Origin of the sequence: Lichenihabitans sp. Uapishka_5 (genome assembly GCF_033947565.1) — a bacterium.
Taxonomy (GTDB): Bacteria; Pseudomonadota; Alphaproteobacteria; order Rhizobiales; family Beijerinckiaceae; genus Lichenihabitans.
Genome location: NZ_JARPVX010000009.1, coordinates 89,803 through 99,717 on the forward strand (window position 1 = coordinate 89,803; position 9,915 = coordinate 99,717).

The window sequence follows — 9,915 nt, forward strand, 5'->3', positions numbered from 1 at the left end:
CGTGCCCCACGGCCAAGCTCACGGTGTTCTCACGGCTAATGCGGTGGTCGGGCCGCAGGTTGCAACGGGGGGTGGGCTGCGGTGGAATGGGTTGATGACGGTGTCGTGATCGGCCTGCGCCTGCATGGCGAGACCGGCGTCGTGGTTGAATTGCTGACCCGCCGGCATGGCCGTCATAGTGGCTTCGTGCATGGCGGCCGATCGCGCCGGCAACGCCCGGTGCTGCAGCCCGGCAACGACGTGCGGGCCAGCTGGAAAGCGCGGCAGGAGGATCAGCTCGGCACCCTGGTGGTGGAAGGGCTGGAGTTGCGGGCGGCCCGCATCATGGAAAGCGCGCTGGCGCTGCACGGCACCAACCTGATCTGCGCCCTGGCACGGCTGCTGCCCGAGCGCGAGCCCCAGCCCGTGCTGCATGCCGTCGTGACGGCGCTGCTGGACAGTTTCGCAGAACGCGACGCCAGCGGGGAACGCGACAGCACGCCGGCCGCCCTGGCGCGCTTCGAGCTGGCGCTGTTGGGGGAGCTCGGCTTCGGCCTCGACCTTGCGCGCTGCGCCCTCACCGGGACGGCGGAGGATCTCGCCTTCGTGTCGCCGAAGACCGGCCGCGCCGTGAGCCGGGTCGCCGGCATGCCTTATCGCGACCGCATCCTGCCGCTGCCGGGGTTCATGCTGGCCGAGGCGCTGATCCCCGCGACGCCTGCCGATCTCGCGGCCGGATTTCGGCTGACAGGGCATTTCCTGACCCGCAACGTTTTCGCGCCGCGCGGCCTTGTGGTGCCGGATTGTCGCCGGGCCTACCTGCGGGCCCTGCAGCTGCCGCCGGCCTGAGGTCAGCCGCGGTCGGCGGTAGCCTGGCAGCCTTCGTGGCGGGCGGGACGCACGAGGCCGTAGCCCTGGTCCTGCGCCATCTCCGTGCAGGTCGTCCCGGAGGTTGCGGCATCGGAGGCTTGCGGCAGGTTCACCACCGCCACGACGATCATGGTCAGGACCACGACGGCCAAGCCGGACGCCAAGCCGTAGATTGCGGATTTCGCCATGGATAGGGACGCACTCGGTTACGGAGGCGACCGGATGCACACGGCCGCGGATTGTGCCGCCACTTAGGAATTTTGCCCGGCATCGGGCTAGTGCCCGGCTGCAACACAGGATGGGCCGCGACGCTCACGGCGCCGTGATCTATTGCTGAAATGCTTCGACGGGACGGAACAAACAGGGAACTTGCCGCCGCGGGCCCGATCCTCTAAGGCCACCGCATGGCCAAGACGCCCGCGCCGCCCTCCACACCGCTGACACCGCCCGAACCGATCGAGGTCGGGCTGCGGGACGCGTTGGAGGAGCGCTACCTCGCTTATGCGCTGTCGACCATCATGGGGCGCGCTCTGCCGGATGCCCGCGACGGGCTGAAGCCGGTGCACCGCCGCATCCTGTATGGCATGCAGGTGTTGCGGCTCGATCCCGCCACGGCGTTCAAGAAATGCGCCAAGATCGTCGGCGACGTGATGGGTGACTTCCACCCGCATGGCGACCAGGCCATCTACGATGCGCTGGTGCGTCTCGCGCAGGATTTCTCGTCGCGCTATCCGCTGGTCGATGGCCAGGGCAATTTCGGCAATATCGACGGCGACCCGGCCGCCGCCTACCGCTACACCGAGGCCCGCCTCACCACCACGGCCAAGCTGCTGCTCGAAGGCATCGACGACGATGCGATCGATTTTCGCGAGAATTATTCCGGCGACAAGCAGGAGCCCATCGTGCTGCCGGCCGCCTTCCCGAACCTGCTGGCCAACGGCTCGCAGGGCATCGCGGTCGGCATGGCGACCTCGATCCCGCCCCACAATCTGGCGGAACTGTGCAGCGCCGCGTTGTTGTTGATCGACAAGCCGGACGCCACGGCGGCCGACCTGCTCGAGCATGTCCAGGGACCGGACTTCCCGACCGGCGGCATCGTGGTCGATTCCAAGGCGTCGATCCTCGACAGCTACCGCACCGGCCGCGGCGGCTTCCGGGTGCGGGCGCGCTGGACCCAGGAGGATGGGCCCAAGGGGGCCTGGGTCGTGGTCATCACCGAGATCCCCTATGGGGTGCAGAAATCGCGGCTGATCGAGAAGCTGGCCGAACTGCTGAACGACAAGAAGCTGCCGCTGGTGGCCGACTTGCGGGACGAATCGACCGAGGACGTGCGGGTCGTCATCGAGCCGCGCACCCGCAGCGTGTCGCCCGCCATGATGATGGAAAGCCTGTTCCGGCTGAGCGAGCTCGAAACCCGGGTGCCGCTCAACATGAACGTGCTGGTCGACGGCATCGTGCCGCGCGTCGTCGGGCTGCCCGAGGCGCTGAAGCAATGGATCGACCACCGCCGTACGGTGCTGTTGCGCCGCTCGCGCCACCGCCGTCAGCAGATCGAGCACCGGCTCGAGGTGCTGGCCGGCATGATCGTGGTGTTCCTCAACCTCGATGAGGTGATCCGCATCATCCGCGAGGAGGATCAACCGAAGCCGGCCCTGATCGCGCGCTTCGGGCTGACGGATCTGCAGGCCGACTACATCCTCGACACGCGGCTGCGTAGCCTGCGTCGGCTCGAGGAAATGCAGTTGCGGGCCGAACACGACAAGCTCGTGCGAGAGCGCGACGCCATCGACGCGCTGCTCGACAGCGAGGCCGCGCAATGGAAGAGCATCACCAAGCAAATCAGGGACATCCGCAAGGCCTATGGGCCCGATACGGCGATCGGCCGGCGTCGCACCTCGTTCGAGGATGCGCCCGAGATCCACGCGGTGGCGTTGAGCGAGGCGCTGACCGAACGCGAGCCCATCACGGTGCTGGTGTCGGCCAAGGGCTGGATTCGCGCCATGAAGGGCCATGTGGCCGATCTGGCGGGCGTCAGCTTCAAGGGCGACGACACGCTGCGTACCTCGTTCTTCACCGAGTCGACGGCGCGGCTGATCGTGTTGGCCACCGACGGCAAGGCTTTTACGATCGAGGCCGCGAAGCTGCCGGGTGGCCGCGGCGCCGGTGAACCGATCCGCCTGATGGCCGACCTCGATGAGGCCGAGGACGTGGTGGCGGTGCTACCCTACGGGCCCGGCACCTCCCTGCTGATCGCCGCAAGCGACGGTCGTGGCTTCGTGGTGTCGCAGGACGATCTGATGTCGGGCACCCGCAAGGGCAGGGGCGTCATGGGCGTCGACAAACCGGGGCGCTTGAAACTCGTCACTGCGGTGCCGGGGGGCGCCGACCATGTCGCCACGATCGGCGACAACCGCAAGCTGCTGGTGCTGCCCTTGTCCCAGGTGGCCCAGATGACGCGCGGCAAGGGCATGCGGCTGCAGCGCTTCAAGGACGGGGGCCTGTCGGACGCCAAGGTTTTCGCGCTCGGGGACGGGTTGACCTGGAAGGACACATCCGGGCGCATCTGGACCGTCAAGGGCGATGATTTGTTGCCCTGGATCGGCAATCGCGGCGAAGCCGGCCGGTTGCCGCCGAAGGGGTTTCCGCGGAACAACATGTTCAGCGGCTAACCGGGCGCCGTCTGGTCAGAACTCTTCCCAGGCGTCAGGCTCGGGTGCTCGCGGGGCCCCGTTGGCGACGCGGCGCAGAACAGGGGCATGGCTGCGCCGGCCACCTGTTGCAGCCCCGGTAGGCGCCGCTTTGGTCGGGCCGAGGTGGAACTGCATCACCTGCCCGGACACTTGTTCGGTCACGGTGACGAGCGATTGCGCCGCGGCGCTGGTTTCCTCCACCATGGCGGCATTCTGCTGGGTCAGCTTGTCCATCTGGCCCATGGCGTCGTTGATGTCGTGCAAGGCCCGCGCTTGTTCTTCGGATTCGCTCGCGATGGTGGCGACGGCCCCGTTGATCTCTCCCACCCGGTGCAGGATCACGCCGAGCGAGTCGCCGGTCTGGGCCACCAGAGCAACGCCCTTGGCCACGTGGGCACTCGATTGCGAGATCAGGTCCTTGATCTCCTTGGCGGCCTGGGCGGAGCGCTGCGCCAGGGCCCTCACCTCCGACGCCACCACGGCGAAGCCGCGACCGGCTTCCCCGGCCCGGGCCGCTTCGACGCCGGCATTCAGCGCCAGCAGGTTGGTCTGGAAAGCGATCTCGTCGATGACGCCGATGATGGTGCCGATCTGCCGAGCCGAACCCTCGATGTGGCTCATGGCTTCGACCGTGGCGTGCACCACGGCGGCACCCTGCTTGGCTTCGGCATCGGCGCTGGCCGCGATGCGCCGGGTGCCGGCGGCGGTCTCGGCCGTGCGCTTGATGGTGCCGGTGATCTCGTCCAGCGCCGCGACGGTTTCCTCGAGAGTCGCGGCCTGTCGCTCCGTGCGTCGGGCGAGGTCGTTCGATGCGGTCGCGATCTCGCTGGCACTGGCGTGCATGCTGCGCATGCCGCCGTCGATATCGGTCAGGGTGGCGTGCAGCGTGCCGCGGGCGACGTTGAAGTCGCTGCGGAGCGTCTCGAAGGCGGCGCCGAACGGTTCCTCGATGGGCGCGTCGAGCTTCTTGCCGGCGAGGTTTGCCAGGCCAGCGCCGATCTTGGTGAGGTCGGTAATGTCGGTGGCGAACTTAACCACCTTCATGACGCGACCGTCGAGGTCCAGAACCGGATTATAGGAGGCGCTGATCCACACCGGCTTGCCGTCGCATCGCAGCCGTCGGAACGAGGTCGCGACCGCGGTGCCCCGCCGCAACGTGTCCCAGAACGCGTGATAATCGGGGGTATTGCGGAGGGCGGGCTCGATGAACAGGCTATGGTGCTGGCCGACCACCTCCTCGAGCCGGTACCCCAGAAGGTCGAGCAGGATCGGGTTGGCCGTGATGATCTCGCCGTTCGGCTTGAACTCGATGACGGCCTGGACGCGCGACAGGGCTTCGAGTTTGGCCTCGGCCTCGACGGCCTTCAGCTTCGCGTCCGTGATGACGCTCGCGACCTTGACGATCCGGCGCACCTTGCCGTGGCGGTCGAGCACCGGGTTGTAACTCGCCTGGATCCAGACCGGCGCGCCGGATTTGGCCATGCGCTTGTATTCGCCCGCCGCATAATTGCCGGCGCCGAGCTGCTGCCAGAAGACGGCATAGGCCGCGCCCTGTGCCTCGGCCTCGTCCATGAAGATGCGGTGGTGGCGCCCCTTGATGTCATCGAGCCGATAGCCGAGGGCGGCGCAGAAGTTGGCATTGGCCCGGAGCACGATCCCGGTGGCGTCGAACTCGATCGTGGCCAGCGACCGGTCGAGCGCCTGGAGCACCGAAGCTGCATCGATCCCACGAGATGAGCCAAATGCCAGCATTGAAACCGCGCCCCAACAACTTGGACGAGAACGTATGTTCGTTCTCGTTGTGGAGGATCGTGACGGTCGGTTCCTAACAATTCGCAAAATCGAGGGTTAGGGCCAAGAGCCTGGGCGCTTGTATTTGCGATTACCGTGGGAGGGTATCGGTGCCCAGGTCCGACCGCGTCAGCCGGCGCGATTCCAGCCGTTCGATCCAAGCCGCTCCTGAGGCAGGAAGCGCGCCTTGTAGCCCATCTTGCGCGAGCCCTCGACCCAATAACCGAGGTAAAGGTGCGGAAGCCGCCGGGCGCGCGCACGGGCAATGTGATCCAGGATCATGAAGGTCCCGAGCGAGCGGTCGGCCTGCTCCGGATCGTAGAACGAGTAGACCATCGACAGGCCATCGGCCAGGACGTCGGTCACGCAGAGCGCCACCAGAGCGCCGATGCCGCGTCCGGTAAAGCCCGAATCCGGACCGCGGCGGCGGTATTCGATCAGCCGCGTCTCGACGTGGCTGTCCTCGATCATCATGGCGTAGTCGAGGATGCTCATGTCGGCCATGCCGCCCTCGGCATGGCGGGTCCCGAGATAATCGCGGAACAGGCTGTATTGCTCCGAGGTGGGACGCGGTTCGACGGGATGGCCGATCAGGTCGGCGTTGCGATCGAGCACCCGGCGGAAGCTTTTGCCCGGTGTGAAATCGTCTACACAGACACGGACCGAGACGCAGGCCCGGCAGCCCTCGCAGGCGGGCCGGTAGGCGATCGTCTGCGAACGGCGGAACCCGGATTGGGTCAGCGTGTCGTTCAGCCCCGTGGCACGTCGGCCGATCAGATGGGTGAAGACCTTCCGCTCCTCCCGCCCCGGCAGGTAGGGGCAGGGCGAGGGCGCCGTAAGGTAGAATTGCGGCGCATCGCGGGGTTCACGCGTCACGCGGGAGGTTCCTGTTGCGGGTCATACGGAGGCTAGCACCTCTGCCGAGGCGCGTCAGTGGTCGCCTTCGTCAAATTCGACGCACCACGATGACGTCCGCCATCACGTCGTGGAGGCAGCGCTTGTCTTCGGAAAACAGCGTCCACAGGAACACCGGCGGAAACATCCAGCTGAAGTAAAACAACACCGCATGCAGCGCCGCCGCCAGAAACGTCACCGGCTGGCCGGCGCGGCTGGTCCGCATCTCGAGATCCATCAGCCGCATGCCGGGCGTCGCCATATTGCGGCCCGAAACGTTGAGGCCGTTGTAGAAGAAGGCCACGAAAGGGAACAGTGGCGGCAACAGCACCAGCGACAGGCCGAAGGTGACGATCAACAACACGAGCCACAGGCCGAACGACAGGATCGACACCGCCGTGAGGTCGAGGGCAAGGGCCAGCAGCCGGCGCCGGCGCACGCCGGTTAGCGCCCCGGCTGGCAGCCCGGCACGATCGGTCATGCTGTAGGTCGGGGTGGACTGGGCCCAGCGCGAGAAGGTGTCGGTCATCGGGAGGTCCCGGTTGGCGGCGATCTCCCCTATGTGGATGCAGCCTTGGGAGCCCGCAAGGCCGGGGCGTTGCGGGGTTCAGCCAGCCCGCAGCAAGGTGGCGAGGGCCGGGGCGAAATAGGTCAGCACGCCACGGGCCCCGGCGCGCTTGAAGGCCGTCAAGCTTTCCATCATGGCGCGCTCGCCGTCGATCCAGCCGTTTCGGGCGGCCCCGGCCAGCATCGCGTATTCGCCAGACACCTGATAGGCGAAGGTCGGCACCTCGAAGGTGTGGGCCACCCGGTGGATGATGTCGAGATAGGGCATGCCGGGCTTCACCATGATCATGTCGGCGCCCTCGGCGAGGTCGAGCGCCACCTCGTGCAGGGCTTCGGCGCCGTTGCCGGGGTCCATCTGATAGGTCCGCTTGTCGCCCTTCAGGGCCGCTTTGGTGCCGATCGCGTCGCGGAACGGGCCATAAAAGGCAGACGCGTATTTGGCCGCGTAGCTCATGATCTGCACGTGCTGGAACCCGTCCTGGTCGAGCCCGCGGCGGATCGCGCCGACGCGCCCGTCCATCATGTCGGACGGCGCGATGATGTCGGCCCCGGCCCGGGCCTGGGTCAGGGCCTGCTGGACCAGCACCGCCACCGTTTCGTCGTTGAGGATCACGTCGTCGCGCAGCAGGCCGTCGTGGCCATGGCTTGTATAGGGGTCGAGCGCCACGTCGGTGACGAGCCCGATGCCCGGCACGGCTTCGCGAATGGCGCGGCAGGCCTGGCAAACGAGGTTCTGGTCGTTCAAGGCTTCCGATCCGGTCGGATCGCGCAGGTCGGGATCTGTGAAGGGAAACAGCGCCAGGGCCGGGATGCCGAGGTTAAAGGCACGTTCGGCTTCCCGCACCACCTCGTCGACCGACAATCGCTCGACGCCCGGCATCGAGGACACGGGCTCGCGCTTGCGCGTGCCGGGGATGACGAACAGCGGCCAGATCAGATCGTCGGCCGTCAGCGTGGCTTCGCGGACGAGGCGTCGCGCCCAGTCGGACTTGCGGTTGCGTCGCGGGCGATGGATCAGGTCGAGGCCGGAAGCCGCATGGTCGCGGGATGGGGCCGACGGGAACGGGGTTCGGACACTCATCGCGGGGCTCCGGTTCGAGTCACGGGACGCCGCCGATAGCCAGCTGCTGCGTGCGCCCCCAGGTCGCGAAAGGCTTGTCCGCGCCGCTTGTTCCCTAGCATGGGATGCCGGCTTTGCGAGAGCGAACGCGCGCGGCCGTGCGTTCCGGTGGGCTATCAAGCGAGGGCCAGCTGTTCTAGAGCCTGTCGACCCGTGCGGCGCCGATCGGCGCGCCGCCTGGATCAGGGAGGCGGGATGGGGCGGCTTGGCGCAACGGGCGAGCGGCGGGGCTGCCGTGCGAGAAGCTCCGGGCTCGGCGTCCAGGGCCTGGCGGACGCATGCCGCCGGCCATGATGGCGAAGCGAAGCTCCGACCGGCCGTTGCAGATCCGCGGGCCGGCGCCGCCGATCCGGCTCGGCAGCCAGGTCGCCGGAACGCGCAGCCGGCTCGACACGCTTCGGGTCGTCCTGGCGCGCGGCATTGCCGTGGTGTGGCTGTTCGAGGGCGCCCAGCACTGGCTCGGCGTGTTGACCGGCGCGGCCATCTCCTATCTTCCGGCCGCCTCGCCGCTGCATATCGCCGGCCTGTTCTTCTTCTGCATCCTGGATTTCGTCGCCGCCATCGGGCTGTGGCTCGTGACCCGCTGGGGCCTCGCCGTGTGGGGGGCGACACTGCTCGGGCACGGCCTTGCGCTCGTGTTGGCGCCGGGCTTCTTCGCCGATCCCGTGCTGCTGCTCGGCGTCGATTCCGTCCTGCTGGCCGGCTACGCAGCCTTGGCCTGGGCCTCCTCGCGGCGCGACGACGCGTGAGGCCGACCGCTCAGGTGGTGCGCTCGAGCAGCGGCTGGGCGAGGTAGCGGCCCGGGGCCGGAACGCCCGGCAGCGTGAAGAAATAGCCGCCACCGACCGGCTTGATATATTCCTCGAGCGGCTCGCCGTTCAGCCGGTTCTGCACCGCGATGAAGCCGGCCGTGAGATCGGCCTGGAACGACACGAACAACAGGCCCATGTCGAGCTGCCCGGCCTTGGTGAGGCCGTTCGAGAAGTTGAAGGGCCGGCGCAGGATCAAGGACGCATCGGTGTCGGGGCGACGCGGGTTGGCGAGCCGGATATGGGCGTCGAGCCGCACATTGAGCCCGTGCGGGTCGGCGGCATAATCGGGGGTGTCGCGTTCCCGCGCTTGTCCGAGCGGAGCGCCCTCCATCTTGTCGCGGCCGATGATGGATTCCTGCTCGCCGAGCGGCGTCCGGTCCCAGCGCTCGACCAACATGCGGATGATGCGGACGACCTGATAGGTCCCACCGGCGGTCCAGCCCGGCTCCGTCCCGCGGCCGCCCGTCCAGACGACCCGCTCCATCAGGCTTTCGTCGCGCGCATCGAGGTTGGCCGTGCCGTCCTTGAAGCCGAGCAGGTTGCGCACCGTGTCGCGGCCGAGCTTGCGCAAGGTGTGGGGCGGCAGGAAGCCCGGCATCTGCCAGCGCAGGCCGAGCAGGTCGGGCGTGTGCTTCACGATGTCCCGCAGCGCATGGATGTTGGTTTCGGCGGTGTTCGAGCAGATCTGCACCAGCAGGTCGCCGTGGCAGGCCGCTTCGTCGAGGGCGTCGTTGGGAAACTGGGCCATCGGCACGAGATGGGCCGGCTTCTCGCCCGCGAGCCCGAAGCGCTCGTCGAACAGCGAGGCGCCGAGGCTGACCGTGATCGTCAGATTGTCCGGGAACACCGCAGGGCCCATCAGGCCGGAATCGGCGGGCGGCAGCTTGCGGTCGAGCCGCTCCACCGGGCCGCCTTTCATCAGAAAGGCGATGCGCTCGGTCAGCAGCGTCATCAGGCGGGTGAGGTCGTCCTTGGTGTCGGCCAGCACGTCGAAGGCGACGAATAGCGCGGCGGCCGGCTGCGGCGTCAGGATCCCGGGCTGGTGAGGCCCGAAGAAGGGCTGCACCTGCTGCGTCCCATCGTCCTCGAAGGCGGGCTGCTGCTGGGCCGTCGGGGCCGGGGCCGCTTCCGCCCGCAGGCCGAAGGCGCCACCGGCGGCGCCGAGCCCGAGCAGCAGCCCGCCTTCGAGGAC

9 protein-coding genes are annotated in these 9,915 nt (G+C 68.0%); 3 read left to right on the top strand and 6 right to left on the bottom strand.

Going from position 1 to position 9,915, the window contains the following annotated elements; translation table 11 throughout:
• The first annotated feature begins 81 nt into the window (after positions 1–81).
• The gene (gene recO / locus P7D22_RS06220; protein ID WP_319933348.1) at positions 82–828 is read left to right on the top strand and encodes a DNA repair protein RecO; all 747 of its coding nucleotides are present in this window, start codon (positions 82–84) and stop codon (positions 826–828) included.
• A gap of 2 nt (positions 829–830) precedes the next feature.
• Here recO and P7D22_RS06225 read toward each other — a convergent pair whose 3' ends face one another.
• Entirely contained in the window at positions 831–1,037 is a 207-nt protein-coding gene (locus tag P7D22_RS06225) for a hypothetical protein (protein WP_319933349.1), read from the bottom strand.
• Positions 1,038–1,253: 216 nt separating this feature from the next.
• On the opposite strand from P7D22_RS06225, the gene parC reads away from it, so the two are divergent.
• Positions 1,254–3,518 carry a DNA topoisomerase IV subunit A gene (parC, locus tag P7D22_RS06230; RefSeq protein ID WP_319933350.1) on the top strand — a complete coding sequence of 755 codons (2,265 nt, stop codon included), beginning with the start codon at positions 1,254–1,256 and terminating at the stop codon, positions 3,516–3,518.
• Positions 3,519–3,533: 15 nt separating this feature from the next.
• On the opposite strand, the gene P7D22_RS06235 is transcribed toward parC, so the two are convergent.
• The 4 genes from P7D22_RS06235 to hemB all read right to left on the bottom strand — a co-directional run bounded on the left by P7D22_RS06235 (position 3,534) and on the right by hemB (position 7,872).
• A complete protein-coding gene (locus tag P7D22_RS06235) occupies positions 3,534–5,249 on the bottom strand; it encodes a methyl-accepting chemotaxis protein (protein WP_319933351.1) in 1,716 nt (571 codons plus the stop codon).
• Positions 5,250–5,459: 210 nt separating this feature from the next.
• Entirely contained in the window at positions 5,460–6,206 is a 747-nt protein-coding gene (locus P7D22_RS06240; RefSeq protein ID WP_319933352.1) for an arginyltransferase, read from the bottom strand.
• A gap of 70 nt (positions 6,207–6,276) precedes the next feature.
• The gene (locus P7D22_RS06245) at positions 6,277–6,753 is read right to left on the bottom strand and encodes an RDD family protein (protein ID WP_319933353.1); all 477 of its coding nucleotides are present in this window, start codon (positions 6,751–6,753) and stop codon (positions 6,277–6,279) included.
• Positions 6,754–6,831: 78 nt separating this feature from the next.
• Entirely contained in the window at positions 6,832–7,872 is a 1,041-nt protein-coding gene (hemB, locus tag P7D22_RS06250) for a porphobilinogen synthase (RefSeq protein ID WP_319933354.1), read from the bottom strand.
• A gap of 317 nt (positions 7,873–8,189) precedes the next feature.
• Between hemB and P7D22_RS06255 the strand changes: the two genes are divergently transcribed.
• A complete protein-coding gene (locus P7D22_RS06255; protein ID WP_319933355.1) occupies positions 8,190–8,660 on the top strand; it encodes a hypothetical protein in 471 nt (156 codons plus the stop codon).
• A 10-nt stretch (positions 8,661–8,670) separates the two neighbouring features.
• Here P7D22_RS06255 and efeB read toward each other — a convergent pair whose 3' ends face one another.
• Positions 8,671–9,900 carry an iron uptake transporter deferrochelatase/peroxidase subunit gene (gene efeB, locus P7D22_RS06260; protein WP_319933364.1) on the bottom strand — a complete coding sequence of 410 codons (1,230 nt, stop codon included), beginning with the start codon at positions 9,898–9,900 and terminating at the stop codon, positions 8,671–8,673.
• Between the last annotated feature and the right edge of the window lie 15 nt (positions 9,901–9,915).